The sequence below is a fragment of the Microvirga sp. KLBC 81 genome, from assembly GCF_003075415.1.
Classification (GTDB): Bacteria; Pseudomonadota; Alphaproteobacteria; order Rhizobiales; family Beijerinckiaceae; genus Microvirga.
This window is the reverse complement of record NZ_QDAH01000010.1, coordinates 115,096-140,816: the sequence shown is the minus strand read 5'-3', so window position 1 is coordinate 140,816 and position 25,721 is coordinate 115,096. Positions and strand designations below refer to the sequence as shown.

Here is a 25,721-nt window from a genome sequence, read left to right as displayed (position 1 = left end):
GGGCTCCAGCGCGTGCTCTCCAACCTGTGCTCTCCTGCGCGCGTCGACTGTGGCCGGCCCCTCGAAGGCCCGCCGCGCCGCTGGCGCTTGCTTAGGATTGTGCAGCGCTGTTCGGCGCGTGGGCAACCGCAGACCACACTGCAGCAGCGTCGCGTGCGATCAGGGCTTCGTCAGAGGGGCCGGGTCCGACACAGTGCAAATCCCGCTTGAGCCACGCGACGAGTCGATCCTCCGCCTCCGGCGAACTGACATCCAGCGGCAGCCGGACGACACACGGACGCACGACCGCGGCCAGCCCGGGTCGGAAAGGGGTGAGCGGAAGGAGCCAAAACTTAAATGACGTTCCAGGAAGGTCCGCTTGCCGCTCACAAGATGACCACCCCGCGACGTCCGAGAAGTGCCGATTGGGTTGAAAAAGTAGGCGCCTGGATGGGCTGAGCCAGCGACCAAGCTTTGCTTGCTGATGTCAGGACTATGATGAGCTGAGCACCCTTGGCCCCTTACGCCGTCCGGAACATGCGGGGCGATCTTCTGCTCTTCCACCAGCCAGTGCAGCATCTCGGCCGCGCCATAGGCGCTGTACGGCCTCGAACAGGTGACGGATCAGGTCGCTCTCACGAAAGCGCCCGTGCCGGTTCTTCGAGAAGGTGGAGTGATCGGGCACCTCACCTTCCAGCCCGAGACGGCAGAACCAGCGGTACGCCAGGTTGAGGTGCACCTCCCCGCACAGGCGCCGCTCGGATCGGATGCCCAGGCAGTAGCCGATTAGCAGCATGCGGATCATCAGCTCAGGGTCGACAGAGGGCCGGCCTGTGGTGCTGTAGAAGCCGGTCAGACGTTGGCGCAGTTCCGAGCAGTCGACGAAGCGGTCGATGCGCCGCAGGAGATGATCGGAGGGGACATGATCCTCGAGCCTGAACGCGTAGAACAGGCTCTCCTGCATCACAAGACGCTCGCCCATCATGGCCCGATCCTCCCGCTGAGAATGCCCGATCAAGGAATCACGATCCGGCGCCATGCACGAGGAGTTTTTCAACGAAATCTGCCAGTTGCTGACCTTAAGCGACCTTAACTCCAGCTGCATCGTGCCACTCACGTTCCAGGTCGGAGGCCGGAGCGAACTAAAGCTTCGGACGTGAAAAGTGCAAATCCACTTTTGTATCCGATGCCCTCTCGCATTAATGAGTGCATCGGTGGAGCGGAAAACCGGGTTCCCTTTTCACTGGCGTGGCCCTTCGGTTCCGCCCGAGGCGCTAGGTCATCATTGTAATCCGGAGGAAACATTCCAACCACGGGCGTCCCGACCCTCTTTGAGTGGCCGCCCGCTCCATCGCCATGGAGGCGATCTGCTGTGATAGTGGCGTTCGAGGCTCAGAAACATCGATTGGCGGCCGTCTCTGCCACGTTGGTTATACTGGCAGATGCTACCCTTTTGGGAGGGTAGCATCAAATCGGCAAGGAGAGCAGTATTCCCCGGTCAGCACCGATGCAATCAACATGCATCAACGGAGGGCCGTTCCGATGCCATCCTCATTCAGCAAGAGCACCTTTCAGTCTCTTAGCATCGCTATTCTCACGGGTGTTGGACTTGGAGTTAGTGCGGCGACAGCCGTTTCCGCCTCGCCCGAGGATGAGATCGCCCGACTCAATCGGGTCCGCGCCAACCTGTTCGAAGAGCTAGTCAAGACGCGGGCAGAAGCCGCCGCCGCCCGTGGGGAGCGGGATGAGGCCATCAAGGCGCGCGATGCGGCTGAGGCCGAGCTTGCGCGACTGAAGCAAGAAGCAACTTCTGCCCAACGGCCAAGTCCGGCACCAGCCGGCCAGAATACGGTTGAGCCACAGAAACAAGGGCAGGGCACCAGTTCTACAAAAAATCAGAGCCGCCCGAAAATTAAGACAGTACGTCCCACTGATCGGAGGAACATGTCGGGCTCTCACCCAACCGCAACGGCTTCAATCCCTCGAGCTGTCACAGCGACATCGCGGTCTGACCTCGTTCGGGGTGGCGCCGATGACGGCACAGCAAGCAGACAGGTCAGGCCGGCTGCGCGCGCCTCAGCGATTTCAGCTGCTCGGCCACAGGAACTTCCTAGCGTGTTGCGCTTGCAAGGTCCGCAATAACAGTCCGTCCGCGGCGGTCCACCCGACATTCGATCACGCCCTGGCGGGCTTCCCGTCCGCCTGACCGACTGTAGACAATCCCGATCTCCACTGGTGCACTTTGACCGTTGCGCGTGCGCCGCATCTCGCCTGCACTCGCGGCGTCGACCCGAACCAGTGTTGCTCCCGTCTCACTTGCATGAGCCCGAGCTGCCGAGACGACCGCATCGCGGCAGGCTTGAACGATTAAAAAAGGTGTGCCTGGGCGGTATTGCAGCTTGGGTATGGTTGCTTGTTCAGACGCATAGCCGCCAGCTAATCCAGCGGCCCCAGCGAGCAGGACGATCCACAGCATGTTACGTACACCAACAGCATGTCTGAGAGGTGAATACCTCGACCAAGGCCCGCAATCGCATGGACCGCAGCTCCTCAATCCAAGCACAATGAGAAATGTCGATTCCGACCGTGGTTCCCTTGAATTTGGTATTAATCTTGCTTGGGTATCCCGGGCTCGACGATCTCTGGCCTTTGCGAAAGCCATGCGGTTACAGCTGAGCCGCTGTTGCTGCGTGACTTGTGCAATGGCTATGCCCTTAATCCTGGACGCGGAATGAAGGCCATGGACCAACACGGTCCTTGAGTGCGGCCCTGTGGAGGTTCCCTCGCCACGCGAGTGCAGGCGTTCAGCCTTCCTCCGCAGGATATGCGCGTACGGCGTCCCAGACCTTCAGAAGAAAGTCCTCTCCGGTCCAGCAGACATCTAAGGCCAAGCTAGAAGCTCAAAGGACTGGGAATTTAACCAAGGAAGGCCTGCTCTCTTGGATGCTCCTGACAGAGTGAGACACCATCGTCTCACCCTGTCTACAGGTCGGGGAGCTTCCATGAGAACAATAATGATCGTGCTGAGCATCGGACCCAAAAGTGGGATCCACTTTTGGGGCTCATCTGATGCTCCCTTTTTAAACGGCGCAACGTGCAGAAAGCCGGGGCCACTTTTCGCTGACGCGAACCTTCGGTTCCGCACGATGCTCTAACCGCAATCATTTGCCTGCCAGGCTGCGTCTCCCCTCAACTTCCAAGGCCCACCCGCCAAATGATGTGACGCACCCCAGTCGACGGTATCGCCGGGCTTCCGCCACAGCCTTTGGAGGATCCGCCATGCCAATGCGCTTTGCTCGGCATGTGTCGCACATCGTCGACAAAAAACCTGGACCTCGGCACAAGGATCTGCTGTCCTGCATCCGCTCGAACAAGGACACATCCTCCATGCCGCACACCGACGTCCTACAGGATCAGCTCCGCCGTGCGCCCGTCATTCCTGTGGTGACCGTGAACGACGCGCGCATCAGCATCGACCTTGCTCATACCCTTGTCCGCGCAGGCCTGCCGGTGATCGAGATTACGCTCCGAACCTCTGCTGCGCTCGACGCCATAAGCGCTATTGCCAAGGCCGTGCCCGAGGCCATGGTCGCGGCCGGCACTGTTCTCGCGCGGAGCCAGATTCACGAAGTGGTGGACGCCGGCGCCAAGTTCATCGTGACACCAGGAACGCCAGTGAAGCTCGCGGAGGATCTGCGCGAAGCCCCGATCCCAGTGATGCCCGGCTGCTCGACGGTTTCGGAAGCCATGACCCTTGCGGACATGGGTTTCCGCTATCTCAAATTCTTTCCCGCGGCCGCATCAGGGGGAACAGCCTGGCTCAAGTCCGTCCATGGGCCCCTTCCGGACCTGGTGTTCTGCCCGACAGGCGGCATCGACCGCACCTCTGCACCGTCTTATCTTTCCCTTCCCAATGTTGCCTGTGTCGGCGGCACATGGGTTACGCCTGCGGAGGCGATGAAGAAGGGTGATCTTGCCGCAATTGAGCGGCTTGCCGCGGATGCCGCCTCTCTGCGGGGCTAAACCTGAACCATTCCCCGGCGCCTCCGTTGTGTTCTTGCTTTGGCATTGAACCGGCAGGAGGACGCAATGGTCGATTACAGAAAACTCTTGGATGCATTCGTCGGCGCGATCGGCCGTGCCGAGCCCCATCAGAATCGCCAGGGCTCTTCAGAGGTCCAACAGGCCAGAGCCGGCCAGCAAGGCTTGGGGCAGCAACTCGAGAAGAGCGTGACTCAGATCACGGGCCAATCCCCTGACCAACTCATTCAGAAGGCGAAGGATCTGGCGACACAGCATCCGGGCGTCACCCAGGCGGCGCTGCTCGGCTTGGCGGGGCTCCTGTTCGGGCGTCGCAAGAAAGGCAAACTCACCGGCGATCTTGTGAAACTCGGCGGCCTCGCGGTGATCGGAGGTCTCGCCTATCGCGCCTATCAGAAGCAGCAGGGTGGTGTGATGGCTACAGCGGATACCAAGGGACAGGCCCCGGCCGAGTCCGGCAAAAGTGATGGCGAAGCGGTGGCCCAAGCGGCTTTGAGCCTGCCGGAGACATCGCGGTTCCATCCGGTCTCGCAGACCGAGGACGATGCCTTGCTTTTTTTGAGGACCATGGTGGCAGCCGCAGCGTCAGATGGCAGGATCGATGCAGCCGAGCGCGCACGGATCGTCAAAGGCCTGACCGAAGCCGGCATCGACCCGGAGGCGAGCCGCTGGCTTGAGCGGGAAATGGCGTCGCCGGCCGACGTCGAGGAACTGGCAGCGAGCATCAACGATCCCGAGAAGGCGGCACAGGTCTATGCGGCCGCGCGCATCGCCATTGATCCCGATACGATTCAAGAACGTGAATTCCTCCACCAGCTCGCGGAAGCGCTCGATCTCGATCCTGCGACACGCGCGCAGATCGACGAGACCGCGAGCGCCTTGAGCTGATCTTGACGACTACCTTAAATAAGGAGAGCCGCGCCCAAGCGGTCTGATGCTCTGGGTCTGATCGTCTGTGCTCGTCGCGTGACCCGAACGAGGCCGCAGGCTACAGCCTCGGACCCACAAGTGGATTTGCACTTTTGGGACCCATCCGATGCTTTCTCCTTGAATGAGAGCATCGTTCAGGCGACCCGAAGGGCCGCGCTAGCGAATAACCGGATCCACTTTTCCGCACGATGCTCTAGGAGCTGCGACCGGTATCGAACGCGTCGCCAGCGACAACTCAGGCTCGGTACGAAACAATATATCAAATTTATTTGTATGATTTATTCGAAAGTCGCCTTGCGTCAGGCAGCGTTTCGCTTTCGATTGCTTGCCGACGGACTCATCAGGACGGATACGATTTTTATCCAGACCGGTTTTTCGGCTTCTGTCCTGCACCACATAAGGCCAAAGTGCCTAAAATTGAGAGGATCCAAGAATGGCTGACAGGCCCCACCGCCGCACTCCCGATCAGCTGCGCTCTCGGCTCTGGTTCGACAACCCGGACAATCCGGGCATGACGGCGCTCTATCTCGAGCGCTATCTGAACTTCGGCCTGACCGGCAAGGAGCTGCAGGGCAAGAAGCCGATCATCGGCATTGCGCAGACGGGTTCCGATCTCTCTCCCTGCAACCGCCACCATCTCGAGCTCGCCAAGCGCGTGCGGGACGGCATCACGGCGGCGGGCGGCGTGGCCTTCGAATTCCCCTGCCACCCGATCCAGGAGACGGGAAAGCGACCTACGGCCTGCCTCGATCGGAACCTGGCCTATCTCTCCCTCGTCGAGGTTCTCTACGGCTATCCGCTCGACGGCGTCGTGCTCCTGACCGGCTGCGACAAGACCACGCCGGCCTGCCTGATGGCGGCGGCGACCGTGAACATCCCGGCGATCTCGCTCAATGTCGGCCCCATGCTCAACGGGTGGCATCATGGCGAGCGTACCGGCTCCGGCACCATCGTGTGGAAGGCGCGCGAGCGTCACGCCGCGGGTGACATCGATTATCAGCAATTCATAGACATCGTCGGGTCCTCGGCGCCGTCGGTCGGCCATTGCAACACCATGGGCACGGCTTCGACCATGAATGCGCTGGCGGAAGCACTCGGCATGTCGCTGCCGGGCTCCGCTGCGATCCCCGCGCCTTATCGCGAGCGCGGGCAGATGGCTTACGAGACAGGCAAGCGCATCGTCGAGATGGTGTGGGAGGATCTGAAGCCTTCCGACATCATGACCCGTGAGGCATTCGAGAATGTCATCGTGGCGAATGCGGCCATCGGCGGTTCGACCAATGCGCCGATCCACATCAACGCGATTGCGAAGCACATTGGCGTTCCGCTCAACAATGACGACTGGGAGCGCATCGGCTTCGAGATCCCGCTGCTCGCGAATGTGCAGCCTGCCGGGGAGTATCTCGGCGAAGAATATTTCCGTGCCGGCGGCCTGCCGGCGGTGCTGGCCGAGCTGATCGGCGCGGGCAAGATCCATGAGAATGCGATCACCTGCACGGGCACGACGGTTGGCGAGAACTGCAAGGGCAAGTTCACCTGGGATCGCGACGTGATCCGCTCCTACGACAATCCGCTCAAAGAAAAAGCAGGCTTCCTCAACCTGAAGGGAACGCTCTTTGATTCCGCGATCATGAAGACAAGCGTGATCAGCGCGGAATTCCAGGAGCGCTATCTCAACAACCCGAGCGATCCGAATGCGTTCGAGGGACGCGTCGTGGTGTTCGATGGGCCTGAGGACTATCATCACCGCATCGATGATCCGTCGCTCAACATTGACGAGCATACGATCCTCATCATGCGCGGTGCAGGTCCCATCGGTTATCCGGGAGCTGCGGAAGTGGTGAACATGCAGCCGCCTGGCGCACTGATCAAACGCGGCGTTCTCTCGCTGCCCTGCATCGGTGACGGACGCCAGTCGGGCACGTCCGGTACGCCCTCCATTCTGAACGCGTCACCTGAGGCGGCGGCTGGCGGCGGTCTCGCTTTGTTGCAGACGGGTGATCGCATCCGCATCGATCTGAACAAGCGTACGGCCGATATCCTGCTCTCGCAGGAGGAGCTGGAGAAACGCCGTGCCGATCTCGAAGCCCGCGGTGGCTATGCCTATCCGGCAAGTCAGACGCCATGGCAGGAGATCCAGCGCTCGATGGTGGATCAGCTCTCCGAGGGCATGACGCTCAAGCCCGCGGTCAAATACCAGAAGGTGGCGCAGACCTACGGCGTGCCGCGCGACAACCACTAGAGCATCGGACCCGAAAGTGGATTGGCACTTTTGGGATCAATCCGATGCTCAATCTTGAGAGAAGCGCATCGTTTGGGGCGGAGAACCGGGGCCACTTTTCCGCACGATGCGCTAAGGTGCACGCATAGATCCTGGAGGCGTCATGACAGATCGTCTTAAGAACAAAACCGCCCTCGTCACGGCGGCAGGGCAGGGCATCGGGCGCGCCATTGCGCAAGCCTTCCTCCGCGAGGGCGCGCACGTCTGGGCAACGGATCTCGACGAGGCTAAACTCGAAGACCTTGAGGGGGCGACGCGGCGCAAGCTCGATGTTCGCTCGAATAGCTCCATCGAGGCCCTCGTCAACGAAGCCGGAGCGTTCGATGTTCTCGTGAATGCGGCGGGCTTCGTGCATCACGGCACCGTGCTCGAATGCTCCGATGCGGACTGGGATTTCTCGTTCGACCTGAACGTGAAATCCATGCACCGCACCATCAGAGCCGTCCTGCCGGGCATGCTCGATATTGGCGGTGGATCGATCGTCAACATCGCCTCCGGCGCATCCTCCGTGCGCGGCATTCCGAACCGCTATGCGTATGGTGCGACGAAGGCGGCAGTGATCGGACTCACCAAGGCCGTGGCCGCCGATTTCATCAAGCGCGGCATCCGCGCGAATGCCATCTGCCCCGGCACGATCCAGTCGCCTTCTTTGGACGAACGCATCGCATCTCTGGCCGCGAGCTCAGGCCAGGGCATCGAGGCGGTGCGTCAGGCCTTCATCGACCGGCAGCCGATGGGACGCCTCGGAACGCCTGAGGAGGTCGCGGCGCTCGCCGTCTATCTCGCCTCAGACGAGTCGAGCTACACGACGGGCCACATCCACCTCGTGGATGGCGGCTTCGCGCTTTAAGCCCGGCTGCCCGGATAGGGTGTCTCGGGCACGGGCGTCAGCGGCCCCTTGCCGTTGAACCACGAGATGAGATTGTCGGCGACGAGCTGGCCCATGGCGTTGCGCGTGTGAACCGAGCCGGAAGCGATATGGGGCAGAAGCACCACATGCTCCATATCGATCAACTCCTGCGGCACGCGCGGCTCATCCTCATAGACATCGAGGCCTGCGGTGAGGATCGTGCCGGATTTGAGCGCCTCGATCAGCGCCTGCTCGTCCACCACGCTGCCGCGCGCCACGTTGATGAGAACGCCGTTGGGCCCAAGAGCCTTTAGAACATCTGCGTTGATGAGGTGCCTCGTGCCTGCGCCGCCAGGCGTGATGGCGATCAGCACATCGCAGGCCTCAGCCATCCCGATGAGCGTCGGGTGATAGGTGTAAGCGACATCTTCCTGCCGCGTGCGGCCATGATAGGCGATGCTCACGTCGAATCCTTCGAGCCGTTTCGCAATGGCTTTGCCGATGCGGCCGAGGCCGACGATGCCGACCTTGCGTTCGCGGAGGGTCGGAGAGAGAGGAAAGGGGGCCTTCAGCCATTTCCCTTCGCGCAGGTAGCGATCGGCCTGCGGAATTTTGCGCAACGTGGCGAGGAGAAGGCCCAGGGTGAGATCGGCGACTTCGTCGTTGAGCACGTCGGGCGTATTGGTGACGATCACCTGTCGCTTGGCCGCCTCCGTCACATCCACGTTGTCGTAGCCGACGCCGAAGCTCGACACGATCTCAAGATTTGGCAGAGGGTCGAAGAGTGCCGCATCCATGCGGCCGAAGAGCGTGCTGGTGGCAACGCCGCGAATGCGCGGGCCGACTTCGCTCAAGAACTTGCCGCGATCCTCGTGCTCCCAGAGCCGGTGCAGGATGAAGGCCTTGTCGAGCGCGTCGATCACCACAGGCATCATCGGGGCGGTCATCAGGATCTCGGTGTTGTTCATGAGACTCTCTTTTTCCTTCAGCGCGTCGTGCAGCGGGAGACGGGGCCGCGGCGAAAGGCTTCTTCAATCGCCTTGGCCTCTTGCTGCAGAACCATCTTCACATCCTGGGGCAGGTCGAGCCAATGGCAACCGCGCAAGGCGGCTTCAAGGGCATAGAGCGCGTTGAGGCTGACCTGACGAGGAAGCATGAACTTGAGACGGCGATAGGCCTCGACGGACCCGACGGCCTTGAGCTCCGATACCGTGCGGATGCCTGCATCTCCCAGTCGGCTCTGCGTGACGGGGCCGATTCCGGGAAGGCTGCTGATGGTGTCATCGCTCATGGAAAAGCGTCCAGCTCCTGCTGCTTCGTGCGGACACGATAGAGCAAGTTGAAGCCGGACGCGATGGACCCTGCCGATTCAAGAGAGATCAGTCTTGGATTGATGCTCAATTTATAGAATAGCGCATCGTTTTGCGCGGAAGACCGGGTCCCCTTTTCGCTGACGCGGACCTTCGGGTCGCTGACGCGGACCGCCGGTGCCGCACGAGGCGCTAAGCCGTTGCGGCGAGTTCGGGCTCCTCAGTGCCGAGATCTTCCAACTCGTCATCCGTCTCGAATCCGGTCTGGTCGGCACCGGTCACGCCTGCCAGGTTCTTGGCGGCTCTGCGCAGGAGCTTGCGGAGGCGCTTGCGGTCCTTGTTGTCGAAGCCCGCGAGGAGTTCCGTTTCGACCTCGTCCCAGAGGGCATCGATGGCAGCGGCCTTGCGCTTGCCTTCCTTCGTCAGCTTCACGCGCACTACGCGCGCATCGCCCGGCTCCGTGTGCCGCTCGACGAGTTTGAGAGCTGAGAGGCGGGATACTGTCTTGGATGCCGTGGGCGGGCGCACGCGGAGAATGGCGGCGAGATCGCCCATGGTCATAGGGCCGGAGTTGGCCAGCGCCTGGAGAACCTGCTCCTGACCCGCGAAGAGCCCGAGTTCCGAGAGCTTGTCGCCCGTGCGACTGCGGTGAAGACGCGATGCTTGGACCAGGGCCCAGCCGACGCTTTTCACGCCTGGATGTACGATATCCTTGTCCATTGCCATCTTCCTTTGAGCAGCTATCACCTTACCATGACCAGCAACTCATGACGTTTCGATGACAGATCTGCGACCCTTTAACAGATCTCTCATCAGGCCTCCCGGGGCAGGGCGCTTTCGTGCCAATGCCGCAGCAGGAAACGGGACAGGAAGCCCAAAATAAGAAATAGGGTAACGCCCGTGAGCGCCAGGAGCACCAGGGCCGCAAACAGACGGGGAATGTTGAGCCGGTACTGGCTTTCGATGATGCGATAGGCGAGCCCCGAGCCGGCTCCCGCGGAGCCCGCCGCCATTTCGGCAACGACCGCTCCGATGAGCGAGAGCCCGCCCGCGATCCGCAAACCTGCCAGGAAGGCGGGCAGGGCCGCCGGTCTGCGCAGATACCAAAGAGCCTTCAACCGGGATTCGAGGCGAGCATCCCAGTCCCGTCGAGAGGAGGTGCCATAGAGCTGAAAAAGCTCCAGCAGGTTCCGGTCGACGGATTGAAGCCCCAGCATGGTGTTCGACAGGATCGGGAAGAAGGCCACCAGCCATGCGCAGGCAAGCACAGCCACATCCTGCGGCATATAGATCAGCAGCAAGGGGGCGATGGCGATGATCGGCGTCACTTGCAGGACGACAGCGAAGGGATAGAGCGAATACTCGACGATGCGCGAGAGGCTCAAGAGAATGGCGAGCGCTACGCCGCCGATGACTGCGAGAGCGAGAGCCGTCAGGGTGGTCTTCAGCGTCACCAGAAGCGAAGCCGACAGGATCGGCCAGTCTGACTTCATCGTGGCTGCGATCAGGCTTGGTGCGGGCAGGATATAGGGCGGCACGGCGGCAAGGCGCACGTACATTTCCCATGCACCAATGGCCGCGATGAAAACCAGGAGTGGCATAAGGATCTTGAGAGGATTGCGGAGCATCACAGCCTCTCGTCCTGCATGGTGCTCGTCAGGGCCTGCGACACGTGCCGGCACAGATCCGCATAAGGAGGACTTGTCCGAAAATCGCTGCCACGCTCATAGAGGGGAACGCCTGCGATCTCCGTAACGATGCGGCCCGGTCGAGGTGATAGAACGGCAATGCGGTTCGACAGATACGCACTCTCGAAAACGGAATGCGTTACAAACACGATGGTGCAGTTGAGTTCACGCTGCAACCTCAACAGATCGTCATTCAGCTTGAAGCGCGTGATCTCGTCGAGCGCAGCAAATGGTTCGTCCATGAGAAGCAGCCGAGGCTTCACGCTGAGCGCGCGGGCGATCGACACGCGCATCTTCATGCCGCCGGACAATTCGCGCGGATAGGCCTTGGCGAAATCCTGCAAGCCCACAAGCGCGAGGCTTTCCGCAATGCGGCCTTTCGCTTCCTGCCGCGAGATGCCGCGCAGGCGAAGCGGCAGCCACACATTGTCCGCCACTTTGGCCCAGGGCATCAGGGTCGGCTCCTGGAACACGAAGCCGATCTCGCTGCGATGATCAGCTTCCGAAGAGCCGGGCCAGGCCACAACTCCCGATGTTGGTCCCGTCAAGCCTGCGATGAGACGCAGCGCCGTCGATTTGCCACAGCCCGAGGGCCCTAGCAGGGAGACGAGATCACCTGAGCGAACATCAAGATCGAGGCGCTCAAGAGCCGCCACGCCGTTGGCGAAAACCTTGCTCACCTGATTGAGCGAAACGAGCGTGGAGACGGTCATGAGATGCGCGGTGCCGGATGCAGATCGATGTTTACTTTTTCAGCTCGATTCCAACGCCCTTGTTCACGAACTGGAGTGTATACGCTTTCTTGTAGTCGAGATCTGCCTTGAAGAGGCCGGCTTTCACCATCTTGTCGAAGAAGTCCTTCACGCGCGCGTCGGAGATAGTGCCGATACCGAGCTTCTGCGCATCGCCTGAATCGACGATGCCGTATTCCTTCATCCTCGCGACCGAGTAGGCAAGAAGCTCGTCAGTCATTTCCGGATTGTCGCGCTTGATGAGCGCATTGGCTTTCGTGTTGTCGCCGTAGAGATAATTGTACCAGCCGATGGTCGATGCATCGACGAAGCGCTGCACGAGATCGGCATCCTTCTCCACCACCTCGCGGCGCGTCTCGATCGTGGTCGAATAGGTGCTGAAGCCCTGATCGGCGAGCAGGAAGACGTTGGGCTTGAAGCCCGCCGCCTTCTCGATCACCAGCGGATCGGAGGTCACGTAGCCCTGCTGCACCGAGAGCTTGTTGGCGATGAAGGGTGCGGGATTGAAGCCATAGGGCTTCACCTGCTCGTCCTTGAATCCGAACTCCGCTTTCATCCACTGGAAGAAGGTGGCGGTGCCGCTCTTCGAGAGAAAGATGTCGTTCGATCTCCTCAAGGACTCGAACGTGTCGAGGCCCTCGCCCGGATGGCTCATCAAGGCCTGCGGCTCTTTCTGAAAATGAGCCGCGACGACCACCGTCGGAATGTCCTTTTCCACCGCTGAGAAGGCCTGGATAAGGCTGCCGCCCATATAGAAGTCGAGCTTGCCGACGGTCATGAGCATGCGGTTGTCCGCACGCGGGCCACCCGGCACGATGGTGACCTTCAGGCCATGCTTCTCATACGTGCCGTCCGCGAGTGCCTGATAATAGCCGCCGTGTTCGGCCTGGGCGAGCCAGTTTGTGCCAAAAGTCACCTCCCGCAAGGCAGGCTGCGCGATGGCCGGACCCATGTTCCAACCGGCCCAAACCACCAGCAGCCCCGCTGCCCAAGCCTTCCGTTTCATCGCTCTCGCCCCTTGCCATGGCGCAGACAGTCCCTGCGCGTCCAGGGTCCGGTTCTGCGCGGTTCCGGCGCGCTTGGCAAGCGCCGGGCGCTTCAGGCGGCGCTCACTCCACGGCCCAGGGATAGGTCCAGGTTTCCGTGAGCGCCCGGTTTCCGGCCCGCAGGAAGGCCCGCAGGTCCGTGGATTGGCCGGGCTCCAGCTTCACGTCGATGGCTGCGCGGAAACCGTTGGTGTGATCGTTGGGCATGAGGAATGTGTGGGTGATCTGCCCGACAGATGTGGAAGGCACCAGCTGCACCTGCTCCGGAGAGCTGAAGTAATAGGGCAGGTTGCCGCCTGCGAAATCGATGATGAAGCGTCGATGCGTGCGATCGCTCGGACCGTTCGAGCCGCTGGCGCGCGGTGGCGTCTGGAACGTATTGATGGCCTTGCCGCCCGGATGCATGTCGCCGATGGCGGAGGCCGCGCGCAGGCGATAGGAGAAAGTCACCTCCTGCCCGGCCTCGTAAGGTCTGGCAGGCTGCCAATAGGCCACGATGTTGTCGTGGGTCTCGTCCGGGGTCGGCAGCTCGACCAGCTCCACCCAACCCTCGCCCCAATCGCCCACTGGCTCCACCCAGTAGCCAGGGCGCTGATGGTAGTAAGCCTCCAAATCCTGGTAATTCTCGAACACCCGGTCACGCTGCATCAGGCCGAAGCCGCGCGGATTGTTGTCGGAGAAGGACGAGATCGTCTTCGTGGTGGGGTTGCGCAAGGGGCGCCAGATCCACTCGCCCGCGCCGGACTGCATGAGCAGCCCGTCCGAATCGTGAATTTCGAGGCGGTAGTCGTCCGTCGGCTTCCGGTCGTTCTCGCCTTCGAAGAACATGGAGGTGAGGGGCGCCAGTCCGACATTCTCCATCCGCTGGCGCGGGAAGATCGTGGCCGTGATATCGAGGGTGGTCTCTTTCGACGGATAGATCTCGAAACGATAGGCGCCGGTGGCGGAGGGGCTGTCGAGGAGCGCATAGACCGTGGCCCGGTCACTGTCGGGCTTGGGCATGTCCACCCAGAACTCGCGGAAATGCGGAAACTCCTCCCGCTCTCCGCCTTCGACGTTGATGGCGAGGCCGCGTGCCGAGAGGCCATATTTCTGGTCACGGCCCAAGAAGCGGAAATAGCTCGCGCCCAGGAAGGCGATCAGCTCGTCGAACACCTTCGGGTTGTTGAGCGGATAATGCAGGCGGAAGCCCGCAAAGCCGAGGTTCACCGGCAGCGGCTTCTCGATCTTGTTGCGACCGTAATCGAACAGCTCGCGCTGATAGGGCACCGGCGTCGGCACGCCGTCGCGGATGATGTTGACAGTCACCGGCCGCTGATAAAGGAAGCCGAGGTGGAACAGCTGCATGCGGAACGGGCCGTTGCCGGAGGCAAGCAGCGCCTTTTCCGGGCGGAAGCGGATATCGCGGTAATCGTCGAAGCTGAGCCGGTTGAGCGGCTCGGGCAGCTGCGAAGGATTGGCCTCGAATGGGGCTGTCGAGAGTTCCCGCGCCCTGCGCGCGACGTCCTCGAATCGGAATGGGTTCGGCGCCGGCACGCCGCTCTGCTGAGCCTGCGCGGAAGCTTCGCCGCTCCATGCGGACAGGGCGGTGGCGGCAATCAGGCTTTGCAAGAGAGTGCGGCGGGAGAGATGCGTCATGGCAGCGGGACTGTACTTCCTGAGGTTCGGGGAGACGGATTTTCGAAGCGCTCACCCGGCAATGGTTGGGCCTAAGCCGCTTAATAGGGCCTGAACGTTGCTCCGGCCACGCCCTCCCCAAATCTAGGGTTAAAAAATTGCGCAAGTGTGCGAAAAGGTCTTGTGATCCCGGGCAAATATGCTTATCTCACCCCTGCCCAATTTCGCACGTGCCTGTGGTCGCGTGCCGGTTGGTGGGCATCCGGACAAGAGGCCGGACAGCCGCCCGAGAGCACCCTAGCTCTCGATACCCCTAACCGGCAGCCGGAGGCGAAAACCGGCGCACCTCGTTCTCAACGGGGGACGCGACTTAAAGCAACGACGAACGGGCTTTTTTGGTCTCGTTGGCCCTCCAAAGGTCAACACCGAAGAGGCTTGTTTATCATTGCCAGGCGTGCGGACGGGTATCTCCCATCCAATCCAAGGCAGCATCGTCGGGTGAAGAGCCCATCTCACGCTTGTCGTGTCTCCATCGCACGAAGCGGGATGCATCTTCCCTCGCTGACGCCGGACAGCAGAAGGCTCTGACTGTCCAGACTTCAATCCGGAGGCTTGAAGACCTCCATTGAACCTTTGGTGGGGAGAGCGCCATGACTCAGCGCATCCGTGAATTTCTGCGCAACCGACGAGAGGACGGCCCGTGCGTCGTCGTCGACCTCGATGTCGTGCGTGACAACTATTCCAAGTTTGCCCGTGCGCTCCCCGACACGCGCGTCTTCTACGCCGTGAAGGCGAATCCGGCTCCGGAAGTGCTCAAGCTTCTCGCTGATCTCGGCTCGTGCTTCGACACGGCCTCGGTCGTCGAGATCGAGCTTGCGCTTGCCGCCGGCGCCACGCCCGACCGCATTTCCTTCGGCAACACGATCAAGAAGGAGCGCGACATCGCTCGCGCCCTCGAGATTGGCGTGCGCCTCTATGCGGTTGACTGCGAGGCCGAGGTCGAGAAGATCGCCCGCGCTGCCGCGACCGCTGGTGTTGCTGCTTCCGAGGTGAAGGTGTTCTGCCGCATTCTGTGCGACGGCGCCGGCGCCGAGTGGCCGCTCTCCCGCAAGTTCGGCTGTGTGCCGGAGATGGCTGTCGAAGTGCTTGAGCATGCGGTTCGCCAGGGCCTGGAAGCCTACGGCGTATCGTTCCACGTGGGTTCGCAGCAGCGCAACACCGAAGCCTGGGACCAGGCTCTCGGCTCCGCGTCCGCGATCTTCCGTGAATGCGCCGATCGCGGCATCCACCTGTCGATGGTCAATCTCGGCGGCGGCTTTCCGACGAAGTACCTGAAGACGGTTCCGCAGGTCGAGGCTTACGGCGAGTCGATCTTCCGTGCGCTGTCGAAGCACTTCGGCAACCGCATTCCGGAAACGATCATCGAGCCGGGCCGCGGCATGGTCGGCAACGCTGGCGTCATCGAGGCCGAGGTCGTCCTCGTCTCGAAGAAGAGCCGCGACGAGGACGAGGTGCGCTGGGTCTATCTCGACATCGGCAAGTTCGGCGGTCTCGCCGAGACGATGGATGAGTCGATCCGCTATCCGATCCGCACGGAGCGCGACGACGACCGCATGGTGCCGTGCGTGCTCGCGGGTCCCACCTGCGACTCGGCCGACGTTCTCTACGAGAAGGAGCCCTACCTGCTCCCCGTCTCGCTGGAGATCGGCGACAAGGTGCTGATCGAGGGCACGGGCGCCTACACGACCACCTACTCGGCGGTCGCGTTCAACGGCTTCCCGCCGCTCAAGTCCTACGTGATCTAACTCACGTCCCGCCTGCCTCGCCCCATCGAGGCAGGCACCAACCTCAAAGAAGTTGTCCCGGACGGCCTGTGTGTGATGACACGCAGGTGCGAGGGCTGTCGCTCACCCCACGTGTATTGGGAGGCCACGGCCATGATCACGATTCGCGAAGAATCCTTCCACGATGTGGAGGCGCGGGAAGCGCTGCTCGATACCTGCTTCGGACCCGCCCGGTTCCAGAAGACCTGCGAACGCCTGCGCGAAGGCCGCAAGCCCGCTGACGGCCTGGCCCTGGCCATCGAGCGCGACGGCGAACTCGTCGGTACGGTGCGCCTGTGGCATGTCTCCGCTGGCCCGAACCGTCCGGCGCTGATGCTCGGCCCCATCGCGGTCGATCCCGCGCTGCAGAGCCTCGGCCTTGGGGCTAGGCTCATGCGCGAGGCGCTGCAGCGTGCGGCGGATCTCGGCCATAAGGCGGTGCTGCTGGTGGGCGATGCGCCGTACTACGAGCGCTTCGGCTTCTCGTCGGACAAGACCGGCTCGCTCTGGCTGCCGGGTCCGTACGAGCGCAACCGCTTCCTCGCGCTCGAACTGGAGGCTGGTTTTCTCAACGGTGCCCGCGGTCTCGTTGCTGCAACCGGCGCATTCGAGGATAAGCCGGATCTCACCGCGCTCGTGGCTGCCGCCGCGCAGGGACAGCTGCCGGGCCTGCGCTCGTCCTTCTAATCTTCAACAATCGATCCGAGGGCTTCACTCTGAAGCTCTCGGATCGGGCAGCGCGAATGTGATGCCTGCCGCCGCGACGAGATAAGCAGCAAAGCCCAGTCCTATCGTGCCGAGTCCAATCCCGGCATCGAACAGCAGACCGATGGCGCCCGGTGTCGCCGCAGATGCCACCACCATGATGGCACCCGCCAGCGCGCGAATCTTTCCCAGATGCTTCGTGCCGAACAACTCGGCGAGAACCGCCGCGATGATCACGTTCGTCGCGCCGGCCGATAAACCGATCAGACCGAAGAAGATCGGTGCCAGGACAGGACCGCCGAAGGCTGCAATCGCTACGGAGGCGATGGTCAGCCCCAGAAGATAAAAGTGGCTCAAGCGCACTGCGCCGAATCGGTCGACGAGGCTTCCCGTCAGCATTGCCACGGTCACGGATACCAACGCAAAGATGGTGATGCTGCTTGCCAGCAGTTCCAGCGGCCAGCCCTTGATGTCGGCGATCAGGCGCTGATGGAAGAAATAGGCCGTTACGATAGCCGGATATCCGATCATGGTCGGGACAAGGGCGAGGAAGCGCCAGTCGCGGAGCACGTCGATCCAGCGTGGTCCCGCTTCATGAGGGCTGCTCGCCTGAATCAAGCCGTCAAGCTCCGGATCTTTCGACTTCAGGACAAAGCTCACGCTCCAACCGAGACAGAGGCAGACCACGATGAACAATGCGGCTGTGCGCCATGTGGTTATCCAGCCAAGCACCGCGATCAGCGCAATGACGATGCCGGGCAGGATCGCCTCGCCTGCAGGAAAGCCGAGCGCCGCCACAGCGGTCGCCCGGCCGCGAATTCCCGCCGGGAGCCTGGCCGTGCTCATCACGCCCGCATGGCTCGACATGCCCTGTCCGAAAAGGCGTAAGCCGAACAGGCTCAAACCGAGCATCACGATGTTCGGGGCAAGCGACAGGCTCAGTGCCGATGCGGCCAACCCTGAGAGAGCGATGCTGGCATAGAGGCGGATGTTGATGCGGTCGATCACGCCGCCGACCCAGATCATCAACAGTCCCGAGCAGAGGGTCGCTGTCGAATAGAGGAGGCCGAAGGTTCCGTTCGTGAGCCCGAAGGCATCGCGGATATTCGGCCCCGAGAGCGAGATGAAGAAGGTCTGCCCGAAGGACGACAGGAAAGTCAGGGCAAAACCGAGGCCGATCACGCGCCCGTGGCGCATGAGGAGTTCATGGAATTTCATCGGGCTCAAATCAGGGGGTGACGACGTTGAAGCAGATCATGAGACCTTGTTTCCCCATGTCGAGGCCAAAAACCATGCGGAAGGGGTGATTCTTGTCATTTTACGGTGGTCATCCGCAGGGAAATCGTCATCTGGCGCATCGTGCGGAACCGGAGGTCCGCGTCAGCGAAAAGTGGATCCGGTTTTCCGCTCGAACGATGCTCTAGGCCAGAGAGAGAGGCGCAGGCATTGACCCCGGGGGCTCCTCAATCCTAGATGCGCCCGGAACCGTTATGCCCGGAGACATTTCTTCCCATCTCAAGCTTTCGCAAGGAGAACCATCGATGACCACTTGGCCCATCCATGGCCGCATCACCGGCCCGATCGTCATGATCGGCTTCGGCTCGATTGGCAAAGGCATGCTGCCCCTGATCGAGCGGCACTTCGAGTTCGACAAGAACCGCTTCACGGTCATCGATCCCAATGACAAGGACCGCAGCATGCTCGACGTGCGTGGCATCACCCTTGTTCAGAAAGCTCTCACCCGCGAGAACTATCGCGAGATCCTGACGCCCCTGCTTAACGAGGGTGGCGGCCAGGGCTTCTGCGTGAACCTGTCGGTGGACACCTCCTCGCGCGATATCATGGAACTCGCCCGCGAGCTCGGCGCGCTCTACATCGACACCGTGGCCGAGCCCTGGGCCGGCTTCTACTTCGACAAGAGTGCAGGCCCGGCCGCGCGCACCAACTACATGCTGCGCGAGAACATTCTCGACGCGCGCCGTCAGTCCCCTGGCGGTCCGACCGCCGTGTCCTGCTGCGGCGCCAATCCCGGCATGGTGTCCTGGTTCGTGAAGCAGGCGCTGCTCGACATCGCCAAGGACACGGGCCTTCAGGTCGACGAGCCCAAGTCCCGCGAGGAATGGGCGAAGCTCATGAGCCAGGTTGGCGTGAAGGGCATTCATATCGCCGAGCGCGATACGCAGCGCGCCGAGAACCCGAAGCCCATGGGCGTGTTCGTGAACACCTGGTCCGTGGAAGGCTTCGTGTCGGAAGGCATGCAGCCGGCGGAACTCGGCTGGGGCACGCACGAGACGTGGATGCCGGAGAACGGCCACACGCACGACAAGGGTTGCGGCGCTGCGATCTACCTGCTCCAGCCCGGCGCCAACACGCGCGTGCGCACCTGGTGCCCGACGCCCGGCCCGCAATACGGCTTCCTCGTTACGCACAACGAGGCGATCTCGATCGCGGATTACTTCACATTGCGCGAGGGCGACAAGGTCACCTATCGCCCGACCTGCCATTACGCTTACCATCCGGCAAACGACGCTGTGCTGTCGCTGCACGAGATGTTCGGCAATGCGGGCAAGGTGCAGGAGGAGCACCACATCCTGACGGAAGACGAGATCGTCGACGGCAAGGACGAACTCGGCGTCCTGCTCTACGGCCACGGCAGGAACGCCTATTGGTACGGCTCGCAGCTCTCCATCGAGGAAACCCGCAAGCTCGCGCCTTATCAGAATGCCACCGGCCTTCAGGTCACCTCGGCCGTACTCGCGGGCATGGTGTGGGCGCTGGAGAACCCGAATGCGGGCATCGTGGAAGCCGACGACATCGACTTCCGTCGCTGCCTCGAAGTGCAGACGCCTTATCTCGGTCCGGTGAAGGGCTACTACACGGATTGGACGCCGCTGGATGATCGTCCCGGCTTCTTCCCGGAGGATATCGACACCTCCGATCCCTGGCAGTTCCGGAACATTCTGGTGCGGTAAGCAATAGACGTCATGGCCGGCCTTGAGCCGGCCATCCACGTCTTCTATCGTGGCGGAGTAAGGCGTGGATGCCCGGGGCAAGCCCGGGCATGACGAAGAGCGGAGTGATCGCCATGCCTCATTTCGAGGAATTCTACGCCAACAAGCTGCGCGGTGGTCTTGGCGTCGTGGATGCCGAAGCCGTGCTCGACTTGCGCGGTGCGTCCCGCGAGCAGGCCTCGGCCTCCCTTCAGGACATGCTGGAGCGCAGCCGATTCGCGCATGCCAAATCCGTTGCTGTACGCCTCGACCCGCCGCCGGAAGGCGGCGGCGAAACGCTCTTCCAGCCTATCGGCAAAGCGCTTCTGGAAGCGAAGAAACGCGGCTGGATCGATCGCCTGCAGACGCTGCCCGCCAGCGATGGTTTGGGATTTTACGTGGTGCTTGCCGGAAAGCCGGGACGAGAAAGCTGACAGCTTGGTTAAACGCCCGCCCTCATCCTGAGGAGGATTGCATCGCAATCCGTCTCGAAGGATGATCCAGCAATCTCTGAATCCTCCTTCGAGACGCAGACTGCGTCTGCTCCTCAGGATGAGGGCGGGGATTGTTGCCAAGCGATTTAATCAGGCTCTTACCTGCTGGCGAGGCCGCCTGAGGAGACTGCGCAGAAATCCTGCAAAAAGCAGAATGCCGCCCCACACGACGATGAAGCCGCTGATGGTGGAGATGATGCCTTCTTCCGTTACCGGCATGGCGGGCTCGAAATCGCGATAGGTTGCTTCCACCACATCCCTGTCGCCGTCGCGCACCATCAGGGCGATGCGTGCGAAGGAGCCTGCCTGCATCATGGCTTCACGATGCAATTGGAGCCGTTCGAGACGCTCAATATTCGCCTGCATGGCCGCACCCTGCCGGTTGACGAGAGTGTCCGGGTTCGAGCGCAGTCGTGCGATGGCGCTGTCCTGCGTTTCGCCATTGGCCTGCGCATCCGCATCGAACTGCGCGATCAAGCGCTTGAGTTCGTCGATCGTACCGCCGAGGCGCTGGCGATATTGCTGGGCATATTCCGGCCCCTGCGACGCAACAACGCCGCCGAGCAGACCGAGGCCGAAAGCGATGATGCGAACGATGCGAGACACGTCTCAACCCCTCTAATCGTCAAGCGCAGCGCGGATGTCTTGTTCCGTCACTTCGTCGAGGGTCTTCTGCACCTTGAGTGCCCTGGTCTTCTTTCCCGGCTCCATCACCAGGATCACGGTTTCGATGCCTGGGCAGCCGGGATCGTTGCAGGCAATCTCGTTGACGGCAAAAGCCGTCTCGGGCGAGGTCTGGAGCGCCGTGCGCGCCAGCTCCTTTACGCGCTCGATAGCCTCCCGATCCGGTTTCGGCAGGCCGAACGTTCCTCTCAAGAAAGCGCCGAACAGAGCCACGGGCGATCTCATGTGGGCAGGGTCAGGATGCCGGCCTGGCCGTCCTCGCAGCCGAAAGAAAGGCGCTTGCCGCCCTTGTCCCAAGCCATTGCCGTGACGCCGCTGCCCTTGACGGCAGGGCGCACGAGAAGCTCGGAAGCGTCGTTCAGGCGGATGAGGAGGATGCAGCCGTCCTCATAAGCGACCGCCAGCACATAGGTGTTGGGGTGGAACGCCACGCGGCTCACCTTTGCCGGGCGCACGCCGCATTCGCGCGGCGCCTTGCCCATGGGGCCTTCTTTCGACTCGAAGGGCCAGATGATCGCCGCTTCCGCGCCGGAGGTGGCAAGCCACTTGCCGTCATGCGACCACGAGAAGGAGCGCGTCTTCGACGGATAGCCGCTCATGCGCATGTGGCCCTTGTCGGGAATGAGCCGCCAGCCGTGGAGCGCATTCTCCTGCATGGAGGTCACCACGAAGCGGGCATCGGGCGACCAGGCCACATCGAGATGCGAGCCCTTCCACTCGAGCACTTCGGGCTTTGCTTCCACATTCGGGAACCACAAGGTTGCGCCGTTGTAGTGCGAGATCGCGAGGCGATAGCCCTTGGGCGCGAAGGCGAGGCCGCGGGCGGTGGAGGGCACCTCCAGCATCTTCTCTCGGCCCTTGTCGTCGCGGGCGAACACGCGCTTGCCCGCAGCATAGGCGAAGGCGCCGCCTGCGCTCAGCGCCAGCGAGTCGATCCACGCGCCCTTGGCCTCGGCCAGGGTCTTCGTGGAACCGTCGGCGCCGGTCACGGCCACGCGTCCGTCGTCGCCACCGGTGACGAAACGCTCGCCATCGCTCGCGCCCACCAGAACGCCCGCATCGGGATGGGCTTCCACGCGATGGGTTTCACCATCCTTCACCAGCAGCACGCCGCCATCGCCAAGACCAAAGACGGCGGTGCCCTTCAGCCAGCCGATGGCGGTCACATGCGCGCCCGCCGCCACGGGCGCCACGCTTTGGGTCAAGGACGAAGCAGCTCCAGCACTCATCGAAAAAATCCCTTCAGGTGGGTTCCCCATAGCACGGTTGCAGGGATGGAAGGCAAGGCAGGGTTTTCGCGCTCAAGGTAGCGCACCTTGGCAGTACGCCTTTTGAGACGTGGCCGTCACCGGGAGGCAGATCCATCATAGGATTTTAAGATCGGGAGCTGCGGCATGCGAACTTTGAGCTTGATTGCTTGTGTCATGACGGCGCTCGGTTCGATGGGAGCCTCTGCTCAGACCATGGGTGGGATTCCCGCCCGAGGAAGCGAGGCTTCGGCGCAAAGGGCGACCCAGAAGGCATCCTGCGAGAGAGATGCCCGGTTGATTTACCGGAACGGCAGGGACCTCTCCGAGCAATGGCTCCAGCAGATGAGATCAGCCCGAAGAGCCTATGTCCAGGAATGCATGACGAAGGCCGGTTTCACGCCATGAGCCGTTCGTGATTCCAGGGGCAAGCGACCTGCCCCTGGAATGGGACGTGTTTCAAGCCGCGCAGGCGAGGAAGCCCTCGCGGATCGCCTTCTCGTTCAGGTCGCGACCGATGAAGACCACCTTGGAGGTGTGCTTCTCGCCGGGCTTCCACTCGCCCTGCACATCGCCGTCCAGGATCATGTGCACGCCCTGGAAGACGAAGCGCTTCGGCTCGTTCGGGAAAGCCACGATCCCCTTGCAGCGCAGGATGTTCGGACCCTGAACTTGTGTCAGGTTCGAGATCCACGGCATGAACTTTTCAGGGTCCACCTCGCCGTCAATGGCCACGGAGACGGACTGCATCTCCTCGTCATGATGATGGTGGTGGCCTTCCTCAAGGAAGTCGGGCTCGAGCTCGATGATGCGGTCGAGATCGAAGGCCTTGCGGTCGAGCACCTCGCCGATAGGGATGGCGCAGTTCTGCGTGCGGTGGACCTTCGCATAAGGGTTGATGACGCGGATGCGTGCCTCGACGGCATCGAGCTCTTCCGGCGTCACGAGATCGATCTTGTTGAGGATGATCACATCCGCGAAGGCGATCTGGTTCTTGGCCTCGGGTGCGTCCTTCAGGCGGTCGGAGAGCCACTTGGCATCGGCCACCGTCACCACGGCATCAAGGCGCGCGGTGTCGGACACGTCCTGGTCCATGAAGAAGGTCTGTGCGACAGGAGCGGGGTCTGCAAGGCCCGTGGTCTCGACGATGATCGCGTCGAACTTGCCCTTGCGCTTCATCAGTCCGTCGAGAATGCGGATCAGGTCGCCGCGCACGGTGCAGCAGATGCACCCGTTGTTCATCTCGAACACTTCCTCGTCGGCGCCGACGACGAGTTCGTTGTCGATGCCGATTTCGCCGAACTCATTGACGATCACAGCATATTTCTTGCCATGTGGTTCGGTGAGGATGCGGTTGAGGAGGGTGGTCTTACCGGCGCCGAGATAGCCTGTGAGGACGGTAACGGGGATCTTGTCGGTCATCGGATGGTTCCAGGAAACTCTTTGAGGGCTGTCCCTGACGATCAGGGACAGCAGGGCTCAGCTCGACAGGGCCGCGCTGAAAGCCCTTATATTGTGTCTCATCATGTCAATGTAAGAGCCGGCTGGGCCGTTCGGGTCGGAAAGCGCATCGGAATAGACCCTCTCGCCGATCCTGGCCCCGGTCTCCTTGGCAATCCGCTCCATGAGGCGGGCGTCCGAGACGTTCTCCACGAAGACAGCGCTGATCTTCTCGCGCTTGATCTGCTGGATGATCTTGGCCACGTCCTTGGCAGAGGCTTCGGCTTCAGTCGAGACACCCTGCGGGGAGACGAAGTCGATCCCATAGGCGTCCTCGAAATAGCGGAAGGCATCGTGAGAGGTGATGATCTTGCGCCGGTCTGCAGGGATCTTGGCGACGAGATCCTTCAGCTCCGCCTCGAGGGCATCGAGCTTGGCGAGGTAGTCGGCGGCATTGGCTTCGTAAGCCGCTTTCCCGTCCGCATCCGCCGCGATCAGGGCGTCGCGGATATTGGCCACGTAGATCTTTGCGTTGCCGATGTTTTGCCAGGCATGGGGGTCGACGCCCTCATGATCGTGTCCGTGGTCATGGCCGTGTTCCTCCTCCCCTTTAAGAGGCTTGAGGCCCTTGGAGACTTCGGTCTTGACCGCCTTGGTGCCGGAGGACTTCACGAGACGGTCGATCCAGCCTTCGAACTTGAGTCCGTTGGTGAAGACGATCTTGGCTTCCGTCAGGCGGCGTCCGTCGGCGGGCGTGGGTGAATAGACATGGGCATCGCCGTTCGGGCCAACGAAGGTCGTCACGTCCACGCGATCACCGCCTACGTTGCGCACGAGATCGCCGAGGATCGAGAAGGTGGCCACGACCTTGAGTTTTTCAGAGGCCTGCGCAGCGATCGGTATGAGTGACCCGGCGAGCGCCAGAGAGCCCGCAAGCAGGGACAGAGCGGTTCTTCTCGTCAACATGATAAGATCCTTCTTGGGGTTTAAGCTTCAAGATGCTTGCCCGGCCAAGCGAGCCACAGCACACCGCCTTCGCGGCCGATCAGCAGGGACGCCACATAGACGATGCCGGCCGAGAGAATGATGGCGGGTCCTGCGGGCAGCTCCGCATGGAACGAGAGCAGAAGGCCGGCGATCCCTGAAACGATGCCGATGACGACGGAGACGATCATCATCATCGTGATGTCGCTGGTCCAGAAACGAGCAGCCGTGGCAGGCAGCATCATCATGCCGACAGCCAGCAATGTGCCCAGCGCGTGAAACCCGCCGACGAGGTTCATCACCACGAGGCCGAGGAAGATGAGATGCGTCGGCGTTCCTGCGCGGCTGACAGAGCGCAGGAAGATCGGATCCACGCATTCGAGAACGAGAGGGCGGTAGAGAACGGCAAGCGCGAGAACCGTCAGCGTCGAAATGGAAGCGAGCAATAAAAGCGTGTTGTCGTCGAGCGCGAGCACCGTGCCGAAGAGCACGTGCAGCAGATCGACGTTCGAGCCCCGGAGCGACACGATGGTGACGCCGAGCGCGAGCGACAGCAGATAGAAGGCAGCAAGTGACGCATCCTCCTTCAGCGATGTGAAGCGCGAAACCAGACCGGCCGCCATGGCCACGATGACGCCCGCCGCCAATCCGCCGACGGTCATGGCAGGGAGCGACAGGCCTGCCAGGAGATAGCCGATCGCCGCGCCAGGCAGGATGGCATGCGCCATGGCATCGCCCGTGAGGCTCATGCGGCGGAGCATCAGAAACACGCCGATGGGGCCGCCGCCGAGTGCGATGGCGATCAGGCCCACGAGCGCGCGCTGCATGAACTCGAATTCGGAGAAGGGGGTGTAAAGGAG

At 62.0% G+C, this 25,721-nt stretch carries 22 protein-coding genes and 1 pseudogene; 8 read left to right on the top strand and 15 right to left on the bottom strand.

Going from position 1 to position 25,721, the window contains the following annotated elements; translation table 11 throughout:
- Window positions 1–574: 574 nt before the first annotated feature.
- A pseudogene (locus DC522_RS10040) lies at window positions 575–964 on the bottom strand (transposase); the annotation flags it as partial.
- Window positions 965–3,258: 2,294 nt separating this feature from the next.
- On the opposite strand from DC522_RS10040, the gene eda reads away from it, so the two are divergent.
- From eda to DC522_RS10020, 4 genes are all read left to right on the top strand, one after another.
- The gene (gene eda / locus DC522_RS10035) at window positions 3,259–4,002 is read left to right on the top strand and encodes a bifunctional 4-hydroxy-2-oxoglutarate aldolase/2-dehydro-3-deoxy-phosphogluconate aldolase (protein ID WP_245444072.1); all 744 of its coding nucleotides are present in this window, start codon (window positions 3,259–3,261) and stop codon (window positions 4,000–4,002) included.
- A gap of 66 nt (window positions 4,003–4,068) precedes the next feature.
- Window positions 4,069–4,908, top strand: coding sequence for a tellurite resistance TerB family protein (locus DC522_RS10030; RefSeq protein ID WP_116528557.1), 840 nt, complete (start codon window positions 4,069–4,071; stop codon window positions 4,906–4,908).
- A gap of 475 nt (window positions 4,909–5,383) precedes the next feature.
- Complete coding sequence (locus DC522_RS10025; RefSeq protein ID WP_116528556.1) at window positions 5,384–7,192, top strand: IlvD/Edd family dehydratase; 1,809 nt, start codon at window positions 5,384–5,386, stop codon at window positions 7,190–7,192.
- 142 nt (window positions 7,193–7,334) lie between these two features.
- Window positions 7,335–8,081 (top strand): SDR family oxidoreductase, encoded by a 747-nt coding sequence (locus DC522_RS10020; protein WP_116528555.1) that lies wholly within the window; start codon window positions 7,335–7,337, stop codon window positions 8,079–8,081.
- Here DC522_RS10020 and DC522_RS10015 read toward each other — a convergent pair.
- The 7 genes from DC522_RS10015 to DC522_RS09985 form a co-directional block, all read right to left on the bottom strand.
- Window positions 8,078–9,049, bottom strand: coding sequence for a 2-hydroxyacid dehydrogenase (locus DC522_RS10015; RefSeq protein WP_116528554.1), 972 nt, complete (start codon window positions 9,047–9,049; stop codon window positions 8,078–8,080). The two genes, DC522_RS10020 and DC522_RS10015, sit on opposite strands and share 4 nt — an antisense overlap.
- 17 nt (window positions 9,050–9,066) lie before the next feature.
- Entirely contained in the window at window positions 9,067–9,372 is a 306-nt protein-coding gene (locus tag DC522_RS10010) for a TfoX/Sxy family protein (protein ID WP_116528553.1), read from the bottom strand.
- A 211-nt stretch (window positions 9,373–9,583) separates the two neighbouring features.
- Window positions 9,584–10,111 carry a MarR family winged helix-turn-helix transcriptional regulator gene (locus tag DC522_RS10005; protein ID WP_245444071.1) on the bottom strand — a complete coding sequence of 176 codons (528 nt, stop codon included), beginning with the start codon at window positions 10,109–10,111 and terminating at the stop codon, window positions 9,584–9,586.
- 92 nt (window positions 10,112–10,203) lie between these two features.
- Window positions 10,204–11,019, bottom strand: coding sequence for an ABC transporter permease (locus DC522_RS10000; RefSeq protein ID WP_116528551.1), 816 nt, complete (start codon window positions 11,017–11,019; stop codon window positions 10,204–10,206).
- Complete coding sequence (locus tag DC522_RS09995; protein ID WP_116528550.1) at window positions 11,019–11,792, bottom strand: ABC transporter ATP-binding protein; 774 nt, start codon at window positions 11,790–11,792, stop codon at window positions 11,019–11,021. The genes DC522_RS10000 and DC522_RS09995 overlap by 1 nt, the downstream gene beginning before the upstream one ends.
- Window positions 11,793–11,823: 31 nt before the next feature.
- Window positions 11,824–12,837, bottom strand: a complete 1,014-nt coding sequence (locus DC522_RS09990; RefSeq protein ID WP_116528549.1) for an ABC transporter substrate-binding protein — start codon at window positions 12,835–12,837, stop codon at window positions 11,824–11,826.
- A 103-nt stretch (window positions 12,838–12,940) separates the two neighbouring features.
- A complete protein-coding gene (locus DC522_RS09985; RefSeq protein ID WP_116528548.1) occupies window positions 12,941–14,515 on the bottom strand; it encodes a glucan biosynthesis protein in 1,575 nt (524 codons plus the stop codon).
- A 629-nt stretch (window positions 14,516–15,144) separates the two neighbouring features.
- Here DC522_RS09985 and DC522_RS09975 point away from each other — a divergent pair.
- Both DC522_RS09975 and DC522_RS09970 read left to right on the top strand, forming a co-directional pair.
- The gene (locus DC522_RS09975; RefSeq protein ID WP_116528547.1) at window positions 15,145–16,299 is read left to right on the top strand and encodes a type III PLP-dependent enzyme; all 1,155 of its coding nucleotides are present in this window, start codon (window positions 15,145–15,147) and stop codon (window positions 16,297–16,299) included.
- A gap of 132 nt (window positions 16,300–16,431) precedes the next feature.
- Window positions 16,432–17,004 (top strand): GNAT family N-acetyltransferase, encoded by a 573-nt coding sequence (locus tag DC522_RS09970; RefSeq protein WP_116528546.1) that lies wholly within the window; start codon window positions 16,432–16,434, stop codon window positions 17,002–17,004.
- Between the two features lie 24 nt (window positions 17,005–17,028).
- Here the strand turns inward: DC522_RS09970 and DC522_RS09965 are convergent, their stop codons facing one another.
- Entirely contained in the window at window positions 17,029–18,240 is a 1,212-nt protein-coding gene (locus tag DC522_RS09965) for a nitrate/nitrite transporter (RefSeq protein WP_116528545.1), read from the bottom strand.
- Between the two features lie 323 nt (window positions 18,241–18,563).
- Here DC522_RS09965 and DC522_RS09960 point away from each other — a divergent pair, with 323 nt between their 5' ends.
- Entirely contained in the window at window positions 18,564–19,994 is a 1,431-nt protein-coding gene (locus DC522_RS09960; RefSeq protein ID WP_116528544.1) for a homospermidine synthase, read from the top strand.
- 113 nt (window positions 19,995–20,107) lie between these two features.
- Window positions 20,108–20,446, top strand: a complete 339-nt coding sequence (locus DC522_RS09955) for a hypothetical protein (protein WP_116528573.1) — start codon at window positions 20,108–20,110, stop codon at window positions 20,444–20,446.
- Between the two features lie 150 nt (window positions 20,447–20,596).
- Here DC522_RS09955 and DC522_RS09950 read toward each other — a convergent pair whose 3' ends face one another.
- The 6 genes from DC522_RS09950 to DC522_RS09920 form a co-directional block, all read right to left on the bottom strand.
- Window positions 20,597–21,112, bottom strand: coding sequence for a DUF2937 family protein (locus DC522_RS09950; RefSeq protein WP_116528543.1), 516 nt, complete (start codon window positions 21,110–21,112; stop codon window positions 20,597–20,599).
- Between the two features lie 12 nt (window positions 21,113–21,124).
- On the bottom strand, window positions 21,125–21,403 hold the full coding sequence (locus DC522_RS09945; RefSeq protein WP_116528542.1) for a hypothetical protein: 279 nt from the start codon (window positions 21,401–21,403) through the stop codon (window positions 21,125–21,127).
- Between the two features lie 8 nt (window positions 21,404–21,411).
- A complete protein-coding gene (locus DC522_RS09940; RefSeq protein ID WP_116528541.1) occupies window positions 21,412–22,419 on the bottom strand; it encodes a WD40 repeat domain-containing protein in 1,008 nt (335 codons plus the stop codon).
- 477 nt (window positions 22,420–22,896) lie between these two features.
- Window positions 22,897–23,859 carry a GTP-binding protein gene (locus tag DC522_RS09930; protein WP_116528539.1) on the bottom strand — a complete coding sequence of 321 codons (963 nt, stop codon included), beginning with the start codon at window positions 23,857–23,859 and terminating at the stop codon, window positions 22,897–22,899.
- A 57-nt stretch (window positions 23,860–23,916) separates the two neighbouring features.
- On the bottom strand, window positions 23,917–24,843 hold the full coding sequence (locus DC522_RS09925; RefSeq protein WP_116528538.1) for a metal ABC transporter substrate-binding protein: 927 nt from the start codon (window positions 24,841–24,843) through the stop codon (window positions 23,917–23,919).
- A 20-nt stretch (window positions 24,844–24,863) separates the two neighbouring features.
- Window positions 24,864–25,688 (bottom strand): metal ABC transporter permease, encoded by an 825-nt coding sequence (locus DC522_RS09920; protein ID WP_116528572.1) that lies wholly within the window; start codon window positions 25,686–25,688, stop codon window positions 24,864–24,866.
- Window positions 25,689–25,721 lie beyond the last annotated feature (33 nt).

Coding starts and splice junctions, on each gene's coding strand:
- eda (WP_245444072.1), top strand. CDS start 3,259: ATGCCAATGCGCTTTGCTCGGCATGTGTCGCACATCGTCGACAAAAAA.
- DC522_RS10030 (WP_116528557.1), top strand. CDS start 4,069: ATGGTCGATTACAGAAAACTCTTGGATGCATTCGTCGGCGCGATCGGC.
- DC522_RS10025 (WP_116528556.1), top strand. CDS start 5,384: ATGGCTGACAGGCCCCACCGCCGCACTCCCGATCAGCTGCGCTCTCGG.
- DC522_RS10020 (WP_116528555.1), top strand. CDS start 7,335: ATGACAGATCGTCTTAAGAACAAAACCGCCCTCGTCACGGCGGCAGGG.
- DC522_RS10015 (WP_116528554.1), bottom strand. CDS start 9,049: ATGAACAACACCGAGATCCTGATGACCGCCCCGATGATGCCTGTGGTG.
- DC522_RS10010 (WP_116528553.1), bottom strand. CDS start 9,372: ATGAGCGATGACACCATCAGCAGCCTTCCCGGAATCGGCCCCGTCACG.
- DC522_RS10005 (WP_245444071.1), bottom strand. CDS start 10,111: ATGGACAAGGATATCGTACATCCAGGCGTGAAAAGCGTCGGCTGGGCC.
- DC522_RS10000 (WP_116528551.1), bottom strand. CDS start 11,019: ATGCTCCGCAATCCTCTCAAGATCCTTATGCCACTCCTGGTTTTCATC.
- DC522_RS09995 (WP_116528550.1), bottom strand. CDS start 11,792: ATGACCGTCTCCACGCTCGTTTCGCTCAATCAGGTGAGCAAGGTTTTC.
- DC522_RS09990 (WP_116528549.1), bottom strand. CDS start 12,837: ATGAAACGGAAGGCTTGGGCAGCGGGGCTGCTGGTGGTTTGGGCCGGT.
- DC522_RS09985 (WP_116528548.1), bottom strand. CDS start 14,515: ATGACGCATCTCTCCCGCCGCACTCTCTTGCAAAGCCTGATTGCCGCC.
- DC522_RS09975 (WP_116528547.1), top strand. CDS start 15,145: ATGACTCAGCGCATCCGTGAATTTCTGCGCAACCGACGAGAGGACGGC.
- DC522_RS09970 (WP_116528546.1), top strand. CDS start 16,432: ATGATCACGATTCGCGAAGAATCCTTCCACGATGTGGAGGCGCGGGAA.
- DC522_RS09965 (WP_116528545.1), bottom strand. CDS start 18,240: ATGAAATTCCATGAACTCCTCATGCGCCACGGGCGCGTGATCGGCCTC.
- DC522_RS09960 (WP_116528544.1), top strand. CDS start 18,564: ATGACCACTTGGCCCATCCATGGCCGCATCACCGGCCCGATCGTCATG.
- DC522_RS09955 (WP_116528573.1), top strand. CDS start 20,108: ATGCCTCATTTCGAGGAATTCTACGCCAACAAGCTGCGCGGTGGTCTT.
- DC522_RS09940 (WP_116528541.1), bottom strand. CDS start 22,419: ATGAGTGCTGGAGCTGCTTCGTCCTTGACCCAAAGCGTGGCGCCCGTG.
- DC522_RS09930 (WP_116528539.1), bottom strand. CDS start 23,859: ATGACCGACAAGATCCCCGTTACCGTCCTCACAGGCTATCTCGGCGCC.
- DC522_RS09925 (WP_116528538.1), bottom strand. CDS start 24,843: ATGTTGACGAGAAGAACCGCTCTGTCCCTGCTTGCGGGCTCTCTGGCG.
- DC522_RS09920 (WP_116528572.1), bottom strand. CDS start 25,688: ATGCAGCGCGCGCTCGTGGGCCTGATCGCCATCGCACTCGGCGGCGGC.